At 31.3% G+C, this 20851-nt stretch carries 18 protein-coding genes; 8 read left to right on the top strand and 10 right to left on the bottom strand.

The window, feature by feature from the left end; all coding sequences use genetic code 11:
* Positions 1-59 precede the first annotated feature (59 nt).
* Genes U0D62_RS01940 through U0D62_RS01930 form a run of 3 tightly spaced genes read left to right on the top strand, consistent with a single transcriptional unit; the run spans position 60 to position 3356 of the window.
* A complete protein-coding gene (locus U0D62_RS01940) occupies positions 60-1079 on the top strand; it encodes a hypothetical protein (protein WP_322193537.1) in 1020 nt (339 codons plus the stop codon).
* Between the two features lie 59 nt (positions 1080-1138).
* Positions 1139-2314: a MalY/PatB family protein gene (locus tag U0D62_RS01935; RefSeq protein ID WP_322193536.1), complete on the top strand. Its 1176-nt coding sequence runs from the start codon at positions 1139-1141 to the stop codon at positions 2312-2314.
* Positions 2301-3356: an ArsO family NAD(P)H-dependent flavin-containing monooxygenase gene (locus U0D62_RS01930; RefSeq protein ID WP_322193535.1), complete on the top strand. Its 1056-nt coding sequence runs from the start codon at positions 2301-2303 to the stop codon at positions 3354-3356. Before U0D62_RS01935 ends, U0D62_RS01930 begins: the two co-directional genes overlap by 14 nt.
* 285 nt (positions 3357-3641) lie before the next feature.
* Here U0D62_RS01930 and U0D62_RS01925 read toward each other — a convergent pair whose 3' ends face one another.
* From U0D62_RS01925 to U0D62_RS01880, 10 genes are all read right to left on the bottom strand, one after another.
* Positions 3642-4127: a hypothetical protein gene (locus U0D62_RS01925; RefSeq protein ID WP_322193534.1), complete on the bottom strand. Its 486-nt coding sequence runs from the start codon at positions 4125-4127 to the stop codon at positions 3642-3644.
* A gap of 38 nt (positions 4128-4165) precedes the next feature.
* Positions 4166-5224 carry a hypothetical protein gene (locus U0D62_RS01920; RefSeq protein ID WP_322193533.1) on the bottom strand — a complete coding sequence of 353 codons (1059 nt, stop codon included), beginning with the start codon at positions 5222-5224 and terminating at the stop codon, positions 4166-4168.
* Positions 5225-5282: 58 nt separating this feature from the next.
* On the bottom strand, positions 5283-6593 hold the full coding sequence (locus U0D62_RS01915; RefSeq protein WP_322193532.1) for a hypothetical protein: 1311 nt from the start codon (positions 6591-6593) through the stop codon (positions 5283-5285).
* A 36-nt stretch (positions 6594-6629) separates the two neighbouring features.
* The gene (locus tag U0D62_RS01910; protein ID WP_322193531.1) at positions 6630-8048 is read right to left on the bottom strand and encodes an alginate export family protein; all 1419 of its coding nucleotides are present in this window, start codon (positions 8046-8048) and stop codon (positions 6630-6632) included.
* A 127-nt stretch (positions 8049-8175) separates the two neighbouring features.
* Complete coding sequence (locus tag U0D62_RS01905) at positions 8176-8913, bottom strand: pirin family protein (RefSeq protein ID WP_322193530.1); 738 nt, start codon at positions 8911-8913, stop codon at positions 8176-8178.
* An 89-nt stretch (positions 8914-9002) separates the two neighbouring features.
* A complete protein-coding gene (locus U0D62_RS01900; protein ID WP_322193529.1) occupies positions 9003-9527 on the bottom strand; it encodes an NAD(P)H-dependent oxidoreductase in 525 nt (174 codons plus the stop codon).
* 91 nt (positions 9528-9618) lie between these two features.
* On the bottom strand, positions 9619-10206 hold the full coding sequence (locus U0D62_RS01895) for a Crp/Fnr family transcriptional regulator (protein WP_322193528.1): 588 nt from the start codon (positions 10204-10206) through the stop codon (positions 9619-9621).
* Between the two features lie 21 nt (positions 10207-10227).
* Positions 10228-10938, bottom strand: coding sequence for a CPBP family intramembrane glutamic endopeptidase (locus U0D62_RS01890; protein WP_322193527.1), 711 nt, complete (start codon positions 10936-10938; stop codon positions 10228-10230).
* A 175-nt stretch (positions 10939-11113) separates the two neighbouring features.
* Positions 11114-11734, bottom strand: a complete 621-nt coding sequence (locus U0D62_RS01885) for a hypothetical protein (protein WP_322193526.1) — start codon at positions 11732-11734, stop codon at positions 11114-11116.
* Positions 11718-12212 carry an RNA polymerase sigma factor gene (locus U0D62_RS01880; RefSeq protein WP_322193525.1) on the bottom strand — a complete coding sequence of 165 codons (495 nt, stop codon included), beginning with the start codon at positions 12210-12212 and terminating at the stop codon, positions 11718-11720. The genes U0D62_RS01885 and U0D62_RS01880 overlap by 17 nt, the downstream gene beginning before the upstream one ends.
* A gap of 378 nt (positions 12213-12590) precedes the next feature.
* Here U0D62_RS01880 and U0D62_RS01875 point away from each other — a divergent pair, with 378 nt between their 5' ends.
* From U0D62_RS01875 to U0D62_RS01855, 5 genes are all read left to right on the top strand, one after another.
* Positions 12591-13661, top strand: coding sequence for an NAD-binding protein (locus U0D62_RS01875; protein ID WP_322193524.1), 1071 nt, complete (start codon positions 12591-12593; stop codon positions 13659-13661).
* Positions 13662-13753: 92 nt separating this feature from the next.
* A complete protein-coding gene (locus U0D62_RS01870; RefSeq protein ID WP_322193523.1) occupies positions 13754-14614 on the top strand; it encodes a hypothetical protein in 861 nt (286 codons plus the stop codon).
* Positions 14611-15024: a DUF3293 domain-containing protein gene (locus U0D62_RS01865; protein WP_322193522.1), complete on the top strand. Its 414-nt coding sequence runs from the start codon at positions 14611-14613 to the stop codon at positions 15022-15024. Before U0D62_RS01870 ends, U0D62_RS01865 begins: the two co-directional genes overlap by 4 nt.
* A 237-nt stretch (positions 15025-15261) precedes the next feature.
* On the top strand, positions 15262-18174 hold the full coding sequence (locus tag U0D62_RS01860; RefSeq protein WP_322193521.1) for a ligand-binding sensor domain-containing protein: 2913 nt from the start codon (positions 15262-15264) through the stop codon (positions 18172-18174).
* Positions 18175-18322: 148 nt separating this feature from the next.
* Positions 18323-20479, top strand: a complete 2157-nt coding sequence (locus tag U0D62_RS01855) for a C1q-like domain-containing protein (protein ID WP_322193520.1) — start codon at positions 18323-18325, stop codon at positions 20477-20479.
* The last annotated feature ends 372 nt before the right edge of the window (positions 20480-20851 follow it).

Genomic DNA, 20851 nt, shown 5'->3' with positions numbered 1-20851 from the left:
TTAAGAATCCTTAATGTAAAGATTGAGGGTTCTTAATTACTAACTATTATACTCTTTTTATGACTTTTAGGAAAATCATAAGTCTTTCTATTGCCATAAGCTTTATTGTTTTATGCATTACAGGTGTATTATCTTTCTTTAATACATACTCTCGTGTGGTAGCATTATTACATACAATTTTTGGAATACTATTTACAATTGGAGTGCTATTTCATTTCAAAAACAACTTTCGTTCTATTAAAACATATAGTAAAGGAAAACTCATTGTATTTGTTTTTACCGCGATATCTCTTTTTTTTCTTGGAGCCTATTATCAAGCAAAACCTTTTGAATATATAATGAATTATGGAGCAAGATTAAAAGCTAATTCTGAACAAGAATTAAATCTTTCAGAATATGAAATTATAGAAATGAATACAGTCAATAATGTACATTTAACTATAGATTTATTACGATCAGAACATTATTGGCATCCGCAGATGGCAATTTGGATAGAAGATAGTACAGGAAATTATCAAGAAACATTATTTGTATCAAAGGCAACTGCCAGAGGATTATTTTTTGGAGGGAGAAATAAAGAAAATTATAAAAGTTTTGATGAAGAAAAAGAAACTTCAGGAGATTATAGACGAGTAAATGCATTACCCGTTTGGTCACACAAAAGAGATGTGAAATATGAAGATGGATTGTATGTTCCTACAAATAAAAACCCACTTCCTGATGCAATTACTGGAGCAACTATCACGGATAATTTTAAATTAAAAACTTCAATCGCTAAGATTTCTAATTTCAGGTTAAAAATAGAGCTAAATGTAGCTTTTGATGATAACGAATATTATTCTGAGTTTGATTTTCCTGAGGATGAAGTATATCATAGCGGAACCGGGCAATTAGGTCAACCTTCTATCATTTTTGATGCTCAAATAGACATGAACGATGGTAAGAATTATTATCTTATGGAGTTAATAGGTCATGGCCATCATTCAGGGCAAACAGGAGAGATTTTTAAAGATTTATCAACTTTAACTACCGCAAAGAAAATTGTAGAACGCATTGTAATAGGTGTTCATAAAAATTAAAAACAATGGCATGCATCATTTTCTGTTTTTTGCATCTCATTAGATAAAACTAAAAAAATATGAGTTTATTTGACAACGTTTTAGAAAACTACAAACATCATTTTGCAAAGCATAATCCTCAAATGCTAAAACATATATTTGGATCTGATGATGTTATGCCTTTTTGGATAGCTGATATGGATTTTAAAGTTGCAGATCCTATTTCTAAAGAATTAAAAAGATTGGTTGATAGAGGTATTTATGCCTATGAGTTTGATGCTAGCAATGTTTATAAAGAAATTGTAAGTTGGAATGAGAGAAGGCATCAACTTTTACTTGATAAAAATGCTTTTGTTCAGGTTACAGGAGTATTAACTGGTATTTCTTTGGCTATTCGCGAATTAACAGAGATAAATGATGGCGTGTTAATACAAACTCCTGTATATCATCAATTTGCTCAAATCATTAAAACGGCAAACCGAAAGATTGTAAAAAACCCATTAAAAATGGTAAATGGGGCTTATGAAATGGATTTTGAGGATTTAGAACAAAAACTGAAAACTGAAAATGTAAAAATAATACTATTATGCAACCCTCATAATCCAGTTGGTCGCGTATGGAAACACGAAGAACTTGAAAAAGTAATCAAACTAGCCAGCATATATAATGTAACTATTATAAGCGATGAAATTCATGCTGATATTATTTATTCAAAGCATAAATTTCAGAGTATCACATCATTTAGTACAAAAAATCAAATAACACTTATAGGTTCTCCAGCCAAGACATTTGGAATGCAAAGTATTTCTAACGGATATCTTTATATTCCTGATGAATCCATTCGACAACAAATTAAAAACGAGGTTGATTCCATGTATTTGAATCACGGAAATGCTTTTTCCACTTTTGCTACGATTGCAGCGTTTAAATATGGAGATTTCTGGTTGGATGAACTATTAACATATTTAGAACAAACAATTATCTGGATTCAAGAATACCTAAAAGAAGAGCTTTCTATGATAGCTATGTATCCGGTTGAAGGGACATATCAGGTTTGGTTAGATTTTAGTAAATTCAATTATTCTAAAGAAGAGTTAAATGATTTATTGGTAGATAAAGCAAAACTAGGACTCACACCTGGTTACTGGTTTGATAAAGAGTACAAACAATTTGCAAGAATGAATATAGCATCTCCTTTACCCAAAATACAAGAAGCTTTTAATAATTTGAAAGTAGCAATTCATGAAAATATATGATACTATTGTTATTGGAGGAGGACAAGCAGGGCTATCAGTCGCTTACTTTTTAAGGCGACATAAACTTGATTACTTAATATTGGATGATCAGGAAAAACCTGGAGGATCGTGGTTAGAAACCTGGGATAGTTTGAAATTGTTTTCACCAGTCACCTTTAGTTCTTTGTCAGGTTGGATGATGCCAAAAGGAAAAGAAGAATATCCTACCAAAGACGAGTTTTTAAGTTATATCGATGCTTATGAAAAACGATATGATTTTCCGATCAGGAGGAAAACTGAAGTTATTCAGGTAACTAAAGAAAATGAACTTTTTAAAATTCAAACTAACAAAGACGAGTTTTATTCCAAAACATTGGTAAGCGCAACAGGAACAGCTAGAAACCCTTTTATTCCCGAATATGATAATTCTACTATTTTTTTAGGAGAACAAATACATTCTTTGAATTATAGAAATACTGATAATTATATAAACAAGAAAATACTGGTAGTAGGAGGCGGTAATTCTGGCGCACAGATTTTGGCTGAGGTCTCAAAAGTTGCCGAAACCAAATGGGTAACATTAGAAGAGCCCATTTTCCTGCCAGAAGATATTGATGGTCGTTATCTTTTTAATGAAGCAACAAGAAAATTTTATAACCAATCGTCAACGATATCATCAGTAAAAGATTCTACAAAAATATCATTAAGCAATATAGTTCAGGTAGAAACAGTAAGAGAGGCTCATAAAAGAAGCGTTTATACCTCGTATAGACCATTTAAAGCTTTTTATGAAAATGGTGTGCTTTGGGATGATGGTACTAAAGAAGAATTTGATATTGTAATATGGTGTACAGGTTTTAAAGCAAATCTTAAACATTTAGAACCTTTAAACGTTATCAATAATAACCGAATTAAAACCAAACATACACGATCTATTTTAGAGCCTAAACTTTGGTTAGTAGGCTACGGTAGCTGGACAGGCTTTGCTTCTGCCACTATTTATGGAGTAGGCAAAACCGCACGCCAAACAGTAAAAGAAATTATTGAATCTTTTAGATATTGATATTGTCATTGTGATCAAGGTAAGTGGTTTGTTATTAGTTTGTTTGAAAACAAATTAGACATCAAAATGTCTATGTAGCTTATATTTTTTAATATTCTTAATTAATATTAAAATATCTCAGTATCTGTAAGGATTATGTTCTTTTGTTTTTTTAATAGTGATGACTATCCTCAACAATTACAACTTTAAGGATACAAAGTTTTTTTTAGTTATCTTATTGATGGATTATGAGGTGTTTGTTTAGATATAAAGAATAAGCTGTACGTATAAAATGGCTTTTTTATATTACAGTAAATTTTTCTTTTTTGAATTAATTCCTATTATAATGAAACCAATTAAACTTATCCAAACGAAGAATGTTCGTACATTATGATGAAAACCCCAATTATCCAATGTTTTTAAAGCGATCAAAGGCTCAAGTATACCAGATTGTAGAGCTGGATTGTAAACAAAACTAAAAAGGGTAAAATTATACATTTGACAAATAAGCAAAGTTACAAGGGATAAAAACCATAGTTTTTTTAAATTTCCTCTCGTATTTTTATGTAATCTATATGCTCCAATCATTGTTATAATTGACAATAAATGAACAGGAATCATTAAATAAGAGAATCGATTAAAAGGACCTGAAAACCATATTTGAATTTGAAAGCCATCTAATTCCTGCCAATATGGTACAAATCCTATTGCAATAAATAAGTAAATGAATGCTACAGCAGATACAAAGGTAAATGCTAAGATATAAGAAACGGATTGTTTTTTAAGATACATTGTTTTGTTGTTTAATGATTTAATAAATGAATTTGGTTTTATTGAACAAGTAATTTAAGGCTTACAATATTTCCTTGAGTGTTACTTTTTAATGTTCCTATTTTGTGGTCAAATAACCCCTGTAAGTTGTTTCCTGATGGATCTTCTAGTCTAGTATTTATTTGGATATTGTAATTTCCAAGACTCCATTTTTCATCAGGTACAAACTGCCACTCTTTTTCTTTATTAAGGGTTTTTATCTTTCCTTTGAGATAAAAGCCTTCTTGATTTAAAATATGTATACTCCCTAATAGTGAACCATAATCTAGCGTGTTAGGAAAGGTTATAGCCAATGGTTCTTTTGTATTAGGTTTAGGAGCTTTTATTTTCCAAAGATTTGTATTAGGTTCAGATATATCTTCTTTAATTACTGTGAATATTTTTTTATGTGAAATTTTTAAGGTTTGACCATGGATATCTTTTACATTTTCTATAATTAAAGAACATTTCTGATTAGGTTTTAAAACTCTTCCCATGATTTGATTTGCCTGTAAACCGGTCTTGACTCGAGAAGGATCAAATAAAATTGTCAATCTTTTTTGATCTTTATCCCACAGTTCATACACATTGTTGAAAATAGCATGACTTACATCATTGTTTTTCTCATCATATAACCTGATTTTTTCAAGAGTACCAGAAGTTCTCATTGAGTTTGAAAAAACAATGTACATTCGAAGAAGATTTTCAGGAAGCGAATCTAAAGTGGGATAGACAGATTCTATAGACAGAGGATCGATGTTTTTTTTAGGAAGTGAAAACCACTGTTTTCTTTTTTCTTTTTTAATGTTGTATACTAATACGTACTGTGTGTTTTCTAGCAAAGGAAAATCCGGAATGAATTCGGATATATTGGCATTATTAAACTTAAATTTTCCTGCTAAAGGAATCGTGCTTAATTTGTTTTCATTAATGTCCCATATATAAATGTTAACAGGTTGGTCAGATAGATGACTATTATGAAATACTATCTTGTCTTTAAGAACAGTAAGCTTAATGTCCTTTGAATCATTACATGCAAAAAGAAATGAAATAATAAATATGTAGAAAACTCTATGCATTATTTTATGATATTAACCCTAACAAGTTTTGTATAAAACTTGCTAGGGCCTTTTAATATTAATTTTTTCGTACTAATTCTGGATAGCCTTCAAGAGGTCTTGACATATTGTGATAATTTTTATAAAGTTCTGCTCCTTTTGGATATTTATAGTCAGTAAAATCAAATTCATTTATAAAATCACTTAAACGAAAATATGTTCCTTTTAATTCTGATAATAAATCGACAGTCCCTTTATCTATATTTCGTCTTAAAACAGTTAACAGCATAGGGTTTTGGTCATCGATATGCATAACACCAGATAGAGGTACAGGAAATATAGGTAACCCTTCAGGCCCGTCTGTATAGGTAGTTAACCCTTTTCCTAGGTTTGCTTTTTCCAAATCTTTAATAGAAATGATACTACCACTACGATTTTTATTAATAATCAATAACTTTTTGTCAATTTTACCTTCAAAATCTTGCGCATCAAAAACAAGCATATCTATAGGGACATTTCCATAACCTAATTCGGCTACTGTTTTAGATTTCATGTTTCCATTTTCTGTTATTTGAGAAACTGGGAACGTAACCAATGGCGTACAAGTATATGCTGCAATCAGTGTTTCTACACCATTGAGCTCTTGAAATAACATCGTTCTGATAGGAGCTCGAGTTTCATTTTGTACATGCACGGTATGAAACATCTCAATACTGTTCACCTTGGTCTGTTTTCCATTAAATGGATAAGGAATTACACGTAGGGTAGATGCAAATTCACCATTACTTAAGCCCGATACATATAAGTTATTTTTATGAAAATCAAGATCCGTGATCGTTAGAGTATAAGCAGGAATATCTCTCCAAAAGTTAGGAGTGTTTTCAGGAGTTCCTAATATATCTATTTTGGTATGTTCAGCCTTAGCTACATTAAAAAACCGAACATCACCTGTTTTAGGACTTACTATAGCAATTAATGATTTTGCATCTGGAGCATAACCTCGTTTTACAGAAATATAGGCTTCCTGACTTACAGGATGAATTTTCATATCCTGAATAACAACATCAGAAGCGGCAATACCTAGTTTTTCTGCAATCTTTCTGTCGATTCCTCTAAGGTTATACGGTACTGGATCTTTTAGTTCTATAGCTTCTGTACTTAATGCATGTACTACGGCCGATTTGCTATCTCCGACAAACAAAACATTATTTGGGCCAAAAGTCATAATACTTGCTCCAGGTAATGTGTATTCTTCTATATTAATACTTCTTTTTGTGGTTGTAGGTTTCGAATTTACTGCCAATATTTTATCATTGTCGGTATTTGTTTTACAGCCTATGGTAAAAAGAATTATAGCTGTAAATGCCATTATTTTTTGAATTGTTTTCATAATCATTATTTTGAATTAGAATTTTTAAAGTGTTTTTTAGAATTTATAGCTTAACGTTGGTGCGAAGTGAAGAATGTTTTCTGATTCGCCTGTTGCTTTTTGAAAATCTCCAGCTATGAAATAACTCAAGTCCCAATCAAATGATAAGTGCCGGCTAATCTCATATGAAGCTTTAAAACCGAACTGATTTCCTAAATTTCTATTAGAAACCCCGTTTGTTTCTCTATTTACAAAGCGAGGTGGTTGATATAAACCATCATTTCTAGAAGCTCTCCAAAAGAAGGCCCATTCTAGATATAAGTTTAAGTTTTCTGTAGGTTGAATGCTAAAAGAAGGGTGTACTCCGATAAGGTTAACAGGAGTAATGGTTAAAGCCAAACTATAATAAGAGGGATTAACAAACATTGGATTAAAAGTGTTTATCTTCTGATCATTGGTGTCTTTATCTCCACTTGTATATTGCAACTTCAGACCAGGTCTTGGCTGCCAGGGAGTATTGATAAATTTGTAGTGCCAATCCGTTTCAATATCAAAAGCGTTAATGTTCGAATTTCCTATTTCACCAAATTGAAAAATGACTTCGGTATTATACTGCCAACGTTTTCCGGATGTACCAAAACGACGAATCCCTATACTATGCCTGGTTTCTTTACCTGTCACATCATTAAATCGAGCATTATCTGATTGAAAACCTAAATAATACACCTCATTTAAACCATTGAACTTTCTTATTTTAAACTGGGAATATACACCCCAAAGCTTTGGATTAATCGCATCATTCTTAAATAAGGTAAACTTATTGTCAAACGCATTAAAGGTTGGTTGTACCTCGCGAGCATAAAATGCTTGAATATTAGTTTCCTCGTTTTTAAATATCAATCTACCGGCATCAAAAGATCTACGAATATTTGGCCCTTCACGTAAACCTACCAACCGTGCGGCTCCAAATGGCATTTCTTGACGACCAAACCGAAATAATAATCGAGAATCATTTTGAAGTGGTAGTTTAAAATCAATAAATAATTGGTGAAAATCTATTTCGTCAAATTCTGTAAACTCTCTTTCGTGACTGGTATACCCATGGTAAAGCTCTCCAAAAACCCGTACATATTTTCCCAACACCAAATTAACGTGTAGATTAATACGCTGTGAATAGAAATCCTGATCTTTTTGGCTTTCCCATAACCTATTCGAATAATGTTCAAATCGTGATCTGAGCTGACCACCAAAAGATAGGTATGCATCTTTACTTTTATTTAAAGGAATAAATTTAACTGGATCAAAGAAGTCTTTTTCGTATGGATTTTTTTTCTTATTATTTAAATAAGAATAGTTTTCCTCTGCTCGTAAAACTTTAAAGGGTGGAAGTTTTGATTTTGTATTTGAATTACCTTCCTGACTAAAAGTAATTCCAATGCAAAGAATAATTAATAGATATGAGATGTGAGTTTTCATTAAAATTTATTTATACTTCAAATTTCGATGTATAAAGAATGTTCTGCATTGATGTATGATAAGAAAGAGCTTTATTGAGGATTGATAAAATCAAAAGCTCTTTCTAATTAGATAAAATATTTTAAGATTAAGTGAGACCACTATAAGGTCCTGAACGTGAGAAAGGAGCATTTTGATCTAACTCAAAATACACTAAATCAGCTGATCTATTTAATAATTCAATACTTAGATCTTCGTCCAGTACAAGGCTTTCTCCTTTGGTCAATGAAACTGTGTTATTGATTTTAATATCACCATCAAAAACATATAATAAACCTGTTTTACCTTTATTTACCTGAAGTGTAGTGTTTTTGGTAAGATGATTGTCAAAAACCTTTATTTTGCTATTAATGACAAGCGGAGTATTTTCTTCTTTATACCCAGCAATCAATCTCCAATTGTTTATACTGTATTCTTCTTTAAAATCATAAAACTGTACGCTAGGTTCTATGTCATCTTTTTCTGGACGTATAAAGATTTGAAGCATTTCTACATCTTCACCAACATCAACAACTGTTTCTTCATGAAGAATACCACTTCCAGCATTCATCATCATCATATAAGTATTATGAATAGGGATGAGGTTTCCGGTACTATCTTCATGGGTCATTCTTCCTTTTCTGATATAAGATAAGATCTCGTCATTTTTATGAGGATGCATGGATACAACAAATCCTTTTTTTATATAAGAATAATCGACTCGTCCTAACTGGACTAATCCTATATCATCGGGATTGTTCATGTTAATTCCTGGTAAAGTCGATTCTATTTGAAATTTATCGCCTCCAAACAACCTTCTCTGATCTAAGCTGTTTTTTACAATCATAGTTTCTAATTTTATTGTGTTATTATTTTTCTGATATTGAATTATCTCTAAATAGTGAGCTATTTTTTTTCCTTTTTAGATATTCAATTTTAAAGTTGTTTAACAAACTCTTGTATAGAAGTATGTAGTTTCTCATTCTCTTCTATTGAAGAAATGCCGTTGTCAAATTCGTTGTAAAAACCAGGTAGACTATAAGAGGCTGCAACTTTGGCTCCTAAAAAAGGGATTACCTGGCTTACTTGCCGAACTGCATATTGTCCGCCAGAAGGACCAGGAGAAGTACTTAATAAAAATACATTCTTATTATTAAAAATGTTCCTATCAATTCTTGATAACCAATCCAATGTGTTTTTTAATAAAGCGGTCATTGAACCATTATGTTCTGGTAAAGCCAGAATAAACCCATCATAATTTTGAAGCTCCTGATATAAAGAAGTTATATAATCGGGGATACCCTGTGTTTCTTCAATATCTATGTTATAGATAGGTATATCCTCTCCCAAATCGAGAATAGTTGTTTCGATTTTGGGTATTTGTGTTAGAGTATATTTTAATAACTCTTTATTTATTGATTTTTTACTACTGCTTGTTGAAATTCCAGCTACTTTTTTCATACTACTAATGGTATTTAAATTGATAGCACAAAATTATTGCAGCATTAACGCTTGTACATTGATGTATGGTAAGAAAGGTGTTTTAGAATGATTAAAAATTCTTTCTGATCAATTCTTTTCTAACTCTACTTAAGCTTTCTGGTGTAATTCCTAAATAGGATGCAACCATCCATTGAGGAACTCTTTGTAACAAATCTGGATAAGATTTTATAAAAGAAAGGTATCGCTCTTCAGCAGAGGTACTTAATAAAAGAATTAGTCTCTTTTGAAGACTTCGTATATGACTGTGAAGTGCTTTCTCATTATATGTGTTTAGAGCAAAACTAATTTCTGAAGCTTTAGGAATAAAATCGTGACGTATGTATACCACTTTTGTATCTTCCAGAGCATCAATATTAGTATATGAAGGTTCATTAAAAAAAGCGCTACTTCTGTCACTGATAAACCAGTTTTCGGGAGCGAATTGTACAACATGTTCTTTTCCAGCTTCGTTAATTGTAAAAGAGCGTAATAATCCGTTTTCTACAAAAAAAGAATCTTTACAGACTTCTCCAGCACGCAATATGATTTGCCCTTTGGAAAAGGATCCTGTTTTTAGATTAGCTGTTAACAAATCTAACTGTTCTTCTGTTAGATTAGCGTGCTTTTTATAATATGCTCTAAAATTTGAAAGTTTCATTTCTACAAACTTATAATTTTTTTAAAAAACTCTTTCTAACATAGAGAAGCTATTTAAAATACAATGAGCTATTATTAATGCCCATAAATTACGGCCAGAAATAACATAAGCTATTCCCATAACCAATCCAATCATTCCAACAGTAATCGATCTTTCTGATAAGTCATAAGAATGTCTAAAACCAAATAATACTGCTTGTATTACCACAGCAAGAATTGTCCTTACAGAGGTAAATGAGAGTAATTTTTCAAACCAGTTTAGCATAAAACCTCTATCAATTAATTCTTCTAGCATCGATTCTACCCAGACAAATAGAATAATTGATAAAAACAATGGGATATTTCCTTTTAGATCACCAAATCGACTAACCCCTGAGGATTTGTGTTCACGAAGATTGAGAGGGAAATTGTCTTTGATTATTTCAAAAACTATTATAAAACAAATCACCGTGATTATTATTAAACCAGCGGTTAATAAGGTTATCCAAAAATTCTTTGGTTTACATAACCCCAAATCTTTCCATTTTATACCTCTTACACGCATTCGCCACGTTGCTACAGAAAAGGCTATAAGAGAACCTAAAATAACACTGGCTATATATCCAATTTGAGGGATATATATTTGTCTCGCAAGAAATAATGCGGATATATAAATTATAAGATCAACTAAATAGTCTTTATAATTGGTTGTACCGTCTTGTGTTTTTTTGTTTGTATCTGTATTTTTTTCCAAAATAATTACAATTTATATATGATTAAACTAAATACCTGGCTTAAGACGAAGAGAATAAAAGGTGCGTTTATTCGCTATGGGCAGTTAATAACACTAAATACCCAAAGCTCAAACTTTTAAGGATAAGATTTATAAGTCAGTTTTTAAAAGAGGGTTTCAGGAGTTATTTTTTTATTCAAGTTCGATTACATAACTCTTCCATACTTTTTATTAACTGTTCGATCTTTTTTTCAATGCTATTATCAGCTTTAGGTATAATGTGATGAAAGGGAATAACTGCTAGCATCGTTAATGGTATAATTAGAAACAGTAATTCGTTGGGTAAATCGATATAGTCAATTCCTAATATATCGCCGAGATTTTTGTCTTGATTATTAAAGTAGGTATAGATAACCATAGGAGACAATAGAAATCCAACGCTTATTATTGTATTTCTTCGGTTAATCTTATTAATGGCTTTGATTTTGAGGTCAATAGATTTTAGGTATTCGTAACAATTAGTATTGAAGTTTATCGATCTTAGAGATTGTAAATGTTCTTTACTAATAAAAAACCACACCAGGCAGAATAAAGATGGTGTAATTGACCACCAGAAATTAATATGAGAAAACATCATTACAATAGGAATAACGACGGCCAAAATTAATAAAACGTATAACTCCATTTTAAAGCTATTAAATAGCTTTTCGATGATGTATGTCGATTTTTGACTATAAAGAGAATTTATTTGAGGAATTACAAGTTCTGTATTACCAATAAAACCTTCTTTCCAAATTTGTTCAATTGATTTTTCCATTCAATAATTTTTTTAATCTATTTTTAATTCGTTTAACTCGAACCCCAATGTTGTTTGCATTGGTTCCTATAATCTCTGCTATTTCCTGATAAGGGAGTTCATCTAAGTAGAGTAGAATGACCGCCCGATCAGTTTCAGAGAGTTTCTTTATAGCATTATAAAGTTGATTTAATGATTCATCAGAAAACACTTCTTCATGATCCGTGATATGAGGAGATATAGTATCGGAAACAAAAAATTGCTCATTTCTTTTTTTCTCTTTTTTCAATAAAGTCAGACACACATTAAGAGATAAGCGATAGATCCAGGTAGACCAGTCCGACTTGCCAACAAAATTATCTTTACTACGCCATATTTGTAAACAAACTTCTTGATAGTAATCCTCAAAATCTTCTTGAGAATTACTATATGCTCTACAAATTTTAATAATAATCCGAGCGTAGGGTAGGATTGATGTTACGTAAAAATCCGTACTCATTATTAATGCTTTTATTTAGTTAGTGGCTCATAATTACTTTTATTACACCCTATATAAGTTTTTTTGTTTTTTTAATTCAATAAAGTGATTATACGCGATTTATCTTGGCATCAAGTCGTCTAGATTAACAAAATATTTGAAAATACCTTGATAATTCTAGAGATAAGGGAATTTTTAGACAATTATTAACACGATTCAGTGACTTTTATCACTGCCTGAACATCCTTTTTGAAAGTAAATTTGAATGATTTTAAAAATGGTTATCCATTATTCTTTATTAAAATCAATACTTGCCCCAATTTAAATAAAACATAGATAGAACAGCCAATCTGAAGGCTGTTCCTACATAACTTTTTCCTAATTTAAAATAGTAATAATATGATTAAGATCATTGATTTTATAAGGACAATAAAACAAGAGTATGATACCTCACAAATACCTTTTCTTTCTAAACAATTAGAGAGAGTATCTATTACAAAGCCCTATAAAGGTTTAAAAATTCTGCACAATATTCCGTTTACCAAAGAAACTATAGTTAAGCTAGAAATCTTATATGCTGGAGGAGCAGATATCACGGTAAGATCACCAAGTTTTATGGAAGCAGCCCCTGCTTTGGTAGATGAATTTAAAAAAGCAGGAGGATGCTGGAAAGAAAATAATACAGAAGATAATTCTTGTTATGATATTTTTATGGATTGTGCAGGTGAGTTATTAGATCATGTTTCACCTAAGATAGGAGTCGTAGAAATTACCGGTACCGGAACTCAGAAATATAGGCTAGCAGAAGTTGAATATCCTGTAATTTCTGTAGATCAAAGCGAAATAAAAAAATTAGAAGCAATGTTGGGTACTGGCGAAGCTTTTGTAAGAGCTTTTCAGGAAATTACAAGAGAGCAAATTCATAATAAAGAATTTATGATTTTCGGATTTGGAAAAGTAGGGAAGGGGATCACCCGATATCTTAGTTCTTTTACCAATAAAATCACAATAATTGACAAATCATCAGAGAATTTGATGGAGGCTAAAAAACTAGGATTTAAAACAATCAAAGAAGATAATAAAGAAATCATAGAATCCTTAGCACCAAAAATGTTTGCCATTGTAACCGCAACAGGAGTTAAAGATGTTATTTCAAAAAATTACAATCCTCAATACTTTTTAAATAGCTATTTGGCCAATATGGGAGGAGAAGATGAGTTTGGATTTGCTTTTGATATAAAAGATGTTTTATGCGATAAAAAGCCGATCAATTTTTTTATAAACCATCCTACTCTTATCAAGTATCTGGATCCTGTTTTTTATGCACATAATATGGGGGTTGATCTTCTATTGTTTGCAAATCTTAAAAATGGATTACATCCTTTTCCTAATTTCTTATCAGAAGAAATCGTGCTAGAATGGGAAAGTATTTTCAAGGAGAAATTATACCCCAAATTAACTCACGTATAAGAACTGCAAATCTAATGTTTAACCATAATCGATAATTCAACAAACCTTTGAAAATGTTTATAAGATAACCATAAGTCATAAAACTCTTAAAAATGAAAAACCTAAAAGAACTTATTAAATATTGTCATATAAAAGTATTTAATGGAAACAGATGTCCCATTCTTACTAAAATAGAATCGCAGTATAAAAACGAATATAATATCCCACATTATGACTTTTTTTATTACGACTCTATGAACGAAGAAATCGGTAAGAAAATAGCAGATTATTTTGATGCAACACCTCATAATTCAAATAACATTTATGTTAAAGCTGCTTATGAACAATTGTCAAAAGAAGTTATAGATCAATTTCTTTTTTTACAGGAAAGCGAAATGAAAATTGATTTTGAACCCTTTAAAGGAGATGGAGAACCTTATAAGAATAGCTTTGAAATGTTAATGGATATTCATAATTACCATATGTATTTTTTTAAGACAGAATCCGGTTTTGGAGAATCTATAAAAAATGAAGATAATATGATGCTACGTAAAACAGGTATTTTTATAAAGGATTACGAATTACTCGTAAATGATATTTTTAGAATTGTACATGATGTATTTGGACACGCTTCATATGGGTACAGTTTTGGTCCTATTGGAGAAGATTTAGCCTGGATGACACATAGTAAAATGTTTTCTCCTTTAGCAAGAGCAGCTATTACTACGGAAACCAGAGGACAAAATTGTTGGGTAAACTTTGGACCTCATTTACGAAACTTGAATGGAAAAGTATATGAAAAAAATGAGGAGAAATGGATACCTCCTTCTCAAAGACCTTTTGCAGAACAAAAAATGATTCTTTTACCAAAAGAAATTAGCGGAGTAGAACTCCATAAAAATCAAGGAGAAGTACTTGCAAATCATATCAAAGATTGGAATCCTCTTCTAAGCATAACACATGAAAAAATATGACTAAAAATTTAGAATCTGCTTATTTACAAACACTATATAGAGTGTCTTATAAAAATAAATTCTACGATTTAAAAATAGGAGTAAGAAATAACGAATTCGAGTTATTATGTAACCAATTAGAGATTAATAGCTGGACGATTGTTACGGCATATAATCCATATTCAAAAAAGTATTCTGATCAAAAAAATGAATTTAATAATCAAAGATTAAAAAATACATTATTGCAAGAAGAATTAATTGTTTTTGATGCAGAAGGAATTCCTGTTAATGATGAATGGGAAACCGAAAAAAGCTTTTTTGTTTATAATATTACATTGAAAGAAGCAAAGGATCTTGCAATTCAATTCAAGCAGAATGCTATTGTATTTGGTGATCAGATAATCCCATCAAGGTTAATATGGGTAGTTTAAATTTTAATAACATAGTTATCTAAAATCATATTAAAAAAACTCATCAACTGATGAGTTTTTTCTGCTAATGGTAATTTTCTTCATCTTTAATCAAGTAGAGTTTTATAATTTAGTACTTCTGATATTTAGGCCTTTTAAGTTAGATTCTGGAGAAATCTCAATTTGAGTATGTTTTTTCATGTTTAGTTTTATATTTAGCAAATGTTGTTTTAGTTTTGATCAATACCCAAAAATATTTTGCATAAACTTATTCTTAAAATACTTCTTTCGTTACCATCAATTATGATGTTTAGCCAGTCTATTCAAGTGTATCCTGAATGGATCGATATTGAAAAAGGGTTATCCCAAGGTCATATTTCATCATTTGTTCAAGATAAAGAAGGATTTTTATGGATGGGAACCAAAGATGGATTAAATCGCTATGATGGTGAACACTTTGAAATTTTTACCGAAGATATCGAAGATCCCTATTCTATTACTGGAAATTATATTCAAACAATACACGATGATGATGGGTTTATGTTAGTTGCAACCTACGAGGCCTTAAATGTGTTTGATAAAGAAACAAAACGATTTTATAAAATACCTTTTGACACTGGTGATACTAAGTTTGTAATTACAAGTATTATAAAAGATGAGTTTAATCAATACTGGTTAGCAGAGTTAAATACAGGAGCATTATACAAACTAACACTTTCCAGTAATTTCTTAAAAAAAATAAGGCTTGGTAATCAGATATCAGAGCTATTAAGCATAAAAAGAGACAAAAATGTAAATCATCTTTACCCTTTTTTTGTTTCGAAGTATAAAGATGATTTATTAGTATACGTAAGCCAAATCAAAAAAGAAAACGGGATTTGGGAAAAACATTTCAATACATTCAATACAATAACAGGAGAAGTTTTAGAAATCAACTCAAAGCCTTTTGATTTTATTCATTACAGGTACAAATTTTTGGTTTCAAATAACAGTATAGTTTTATCCTTTTGGGGAGAAAAAAACCTAGAGGTTTATAAAAATAATGAATGGGAAAAAATAGATACAGATTTTACTATCAAAACGATATCTCATTTAAAGGAACGCAAACAAATTTTGATAGAAGATGATTCAAGGTACTTGATCTTTGATGAAACTATATTAGAAAAGAATACTATTAATGAAAAAGATGCAGATCTGATCGTATTAAAAACAAAAGCGAATCATACTTGTTGGCTACAAGATAAATCAGGAAATTACTGGATAGGAACTAATGGATATGGCGTGGTAAAAGTAGGACATCGACAATCTAAAATAAAAACTTATTTTACAGGGAAATCTATTTATGCCAAGCCATTTATATTAAGTGGTGGAGATATATACATTGGAAACCCAACTACTCAAGAACGATTATTTATTCAAAAGACAGAACAAGGGATTGCAAGGTTAAAACAATTTGCCAATATTACAGAAGGTTTATGTGACTTAGTTGAAGACAATACCGGCACCATTTGGGGTTTATATTGGGAAAAGGGTTATTATAAAATTGCTAAAGAGATTGATGGGCAAATTATTGACATCAAAGTAATCAACCAATCAACTTACACTGTTCCTCCTATACTATATTACGATGCTGTAGATCATAAAATAGTACTGGTTTCTAATTCAGAAATAACTATTTATAATATTAATGAAGATCAAATAGAAACCTATAATTACTCAGATCAATTTGGCCCTCATATCCATAGGTATATAATAACCAGGACTCCAAATGGTAATTATTGGATAGGAACTAACGTAGGGATGATACGAGCAGTAATTAAAAATGGCAAAGTAGTATTTAAACTGTTTAATAAAGGTAATGGATTACATAGTAACGAAGTGGCGTCACTATATCCAGATATTCATGATGAAAACATACTTTGGATTGGTACAAAAGGAGGAGGTTTACATCGCTTAGATATTACCGATATGTCTTTTGACTATGTAAATTCAAAAAACGGATTACCAAATGACGTTATTTATAGTGTTTTAGAAGATGAAAACAATACCTTATGGATGAGCTCTAATTTGGGATTGATTAGTTACCATAAGCACACCAAAGAAATTAGAAACTTTAAAAAATCCGATGGACTTCAAAGCAATGAGTTTAATACATACGCTTATGCTAAATCATTTGATGGAAATATGTACTTTGGAGGAATCAATGGACTAAATAGTTTCAATCCGTCCGATTTAGATAAAAATCAAAACCTTCCTGAAATATGGATTACCGGTCTAGAAGTAAACAACAAAGAAATAAAGTATGAAGATACTTCAGGGTTACTTTCTAAATCCATAGAATATGCTGAAGATATCACACTACCCTATGAACAGAACAATATTGCTTTAAGCTTTGCAGCTATAGAATACACTGCATCAGACAAAAATAATTTTAGTTATTACTTGGAAGGTGCAGAAAAGGAATGGGTACATACAACTACAGAAAATAAAGCCAATTATCTAAATATAGCACCTGGCAATTACATTTTTAAAATCAAAGCAGCAAATGGTGACGGTATATGGAATGATGATGTAAAACATCTAAAAATTACAATTCTAGCACCTTGGTATAAAACTAACATAGCTTATGCTATGTATATTTTAGCAGGAATTATAATACTTCTACTCATTATAAAAACACGAGAAGATAAAATTAAAAGTAGAGAGCAAATAGAAAAATCTAAGCTGGAAAACAAGTTGCTAAATCAAAAGTTAGAAAATAACAAATCAGAACTAAAACGATTTACTAACTTATTGTTGCAAAATAGTGAAGAAACTGAAGCATTACATCAAGAGTTGGAAAAACTTAAAAAAGAAACACAGAACACTTCTTTTACGAATTTAGAAAACCTACTGAATACTCGGATTTTAACAGATAAACAATGGTTATTGTTTAAAGAAAAATTTACTGCCGTGTATCCAGATTTTTTCCATCAATTGAGAAACAAAGAATACGATTTTTCTGAAGCAGAAGAAAGATTATTGGTTTTAGAAAAGGTTAATTTAAGACCCAAAGAAATTGGCGCAATATTAGGAATAGCAGGGCCAAGTGTATCTCGTACCAAACATAGGCTAAAAAGCAAACTAGGGATAGATAAAACTGTTAGCATTATCGAATTTCTTGAATTATAATTAGTATGTATTAAGGGTTACCTCAAATCCAGACTAAAACCCTAATAGACAACCTTCTTCCTTATTGTCTTCTTTTTGTCTATATTCAAAATTCCTATTAAACACCATTCATAAGTACTTTTGACGCTGGATTTTAAACACCCCAGAAATGCGAAATGCTTATTTATATATCTTTTGTTTATGCACGTTAACAGGATTCTCTCAAACATTCAATTATCAGGCAGTAGTTAGAAATGCTGCAGGAGATCCTGTAACAAATCAATCCATTGGAGTTGAAATTGGTATCAGAGAAGGCGGGCCATTAGGAGAAACTTTATATTATGAAACTCATACGACTACTTCAAATGCTCATGGAGTTATCTCTTTATCCATAGGAACAGGAACTTCAAGTGGTACTTTAAACGATGTTGATTGGAGCACACAAAATCAATGGTTGGGAATTGGGGTTGATATTACTGGAGGAACCACCTATGTACAATTGGGCAATTCAAAACTAAATTATGTACCATATGCATTGTATGCGTTAAAAAGTGGAAATACTGGTCCTTTTTCAACTACAACCAATGTAACAAGCAATGCTTCTGGCGATACCACTGCAGATGATTATGTATTTGGTAGTACGCAAATAGAAAACGATACTGGAACAACTAGTGATGATAACCGTTTTTTCTTCGATAAAAGTAGCGGTATATTTAGAGCAGGACGAGCCTTAAACGATGAATGGAACTATGCAAATATGGGGAGTTATTCGGTGGCGTTTGGTTCTAATAACATTGCTAAAGGTTCAAGTTCTTCGGTATTTGGAACGTCAAATTCAGCAGAAGCCTTTAATGCATTTGTTTCAGGAGAAAATAACTCTGTTAGCAATGTAGCTATTAATTCGGCAGCGTTTGGTACAGGTAATACTAACAGCGGATTAACCACTTTTGCAGTAGGTATAACCAATGTGCTTACGGCAACATCAGGGATTGCTTTAGGATCTAACTTATATGCAGATTCCTATAACCAAATTAATATAGGTTATAACAATACACAATTAACAGGAAACCTAATAGCTCCAGTACTTACAGATCGATTATTTGTTGTTGGAAATGGATCTAGCCCTAACTCTAGAAGTGATGCTTTAGTAATACTAAAAAATGGAAATACAACCTTAAATGGTACTTTAAAAATAGATGGAGATAACCAGGGAGCTGGAACAGCTTACACATTACCTGCACAAGATGGTAGCTCCAATCAAGTGATGCAAACCAATGGTGCTGGAGTGGTATCTTGGGTGAATAATGCTGCAAGTACTACTTTTTCAACAACAGCAAATGTGACGAGCAATGCGTCTGGTGATACTACAACAGATGACTTTGTGTTTGGTAGTACCCAATTAGCGGATAATGTTAATACAGAAGATGATAACATCAGATTCATTTTTGATAAAGGTAAAGGCGCTTTTAGATCAGGAAACTCAAATGACTCCTCAAAATGGGAAGGTGCCAATCTAGGTTTTTATTCGGGATCTTTTGGTTTTGAAAATATAGCTTCAGGCAGTCAATCTTTTGCTTCTGGAGGGTTTAATAATGTAAGTGGATTTTATGCAGTTGCTATGGGACACAATAACCAAGTAGATGGTATAAGTGCTTCAGCTATAGGAGAAAGCCTTACTTCAGAAAGTTATTTCCAAGTGTCATTAGGAGGTTTTAATACCGGAGCATCAGGAACCTCAAATGTACCTGTAGCAACAGACAGACTCTTTGTTATTGGAAATGGAACCGCTGTTCATAACAGAAGTGATGCATTAGTAATGCTTAAAAACGGTAATACCACACTTAATGGTGAGTTAACTACCAATAGCCTAAAAGTAAATAATCTACCTTCTTTTGCTGCTGACTTAACAAATCATATTCCAATCACTTCTGCTGGCTACTGGGTAACAATACACACTTGGACCACAGCAAGTTCAACAGCTACTCAACTACACGATGATGGTGATCATTTTAATGAATCTAATGGGTGGTTTGTTGCTCCTGTAGATGGTTTGTATCAGTTTAATTCTCAGGTGAGGATTGATGGAGTAACTTCAGGATTTGTTAGATTAATATTAGCTGTTAACGGAATTCAAAATCTGGATGGAGGGTTTCATGCGATTAAGACTGGTTCAGCAGATACACTTTACGAGACCTTGAATGTTGGTGGTGTTATGAAATTGACAGAAGGTGATACGGTTTCTTTACAAGTATTTGTAAGTGCAGATGAAAATTGGGTTATAGACTCAGAATCTGGTTTCAATGGTTATCTTATCAATAAACTATAGTGTAACGCCTTTGTTTTTAGTTGTTTAAAGCGTTGTCTGCTTTTTGTCTATATCAAAAAACTTGTCATCATCGATGACCGATTTATATTTACTTGCCTTAAATACATACAATAATAATAGTACAAAGATCCCCTTATTCTTTTGAACTTCTATTATGATTGAAATTTTAAAAAGAACGTAACCTACAATCTTATGAAAGCAAAATTACTTGTAAGTGTCATTGCATTATGCCTAAGTATTGACCATCTATTGGAACAAATGTTTGCCGATTCACTACACAATAAAGGCGATAACCAGACCATACTAACAATCGATGTAACTAATCTCTTTGCTAAGAATATTTATATAACTCATTAGATAAGCATAATCATT

It is taken from the genome of Aquimarina callyspongiae (assembly GCF_034322225.1).
Classification (GTDB): Bacteria; Bacteroidota; Bacteroidia; order Flavobacteriales; family Flavobacteriaceae; genus Aquimarina.
The sequence above is the reverse complement of the archived record's forward strand: the minus strand, read 5'-3'. Positions and strand labels throughout refer to the sequence as shown.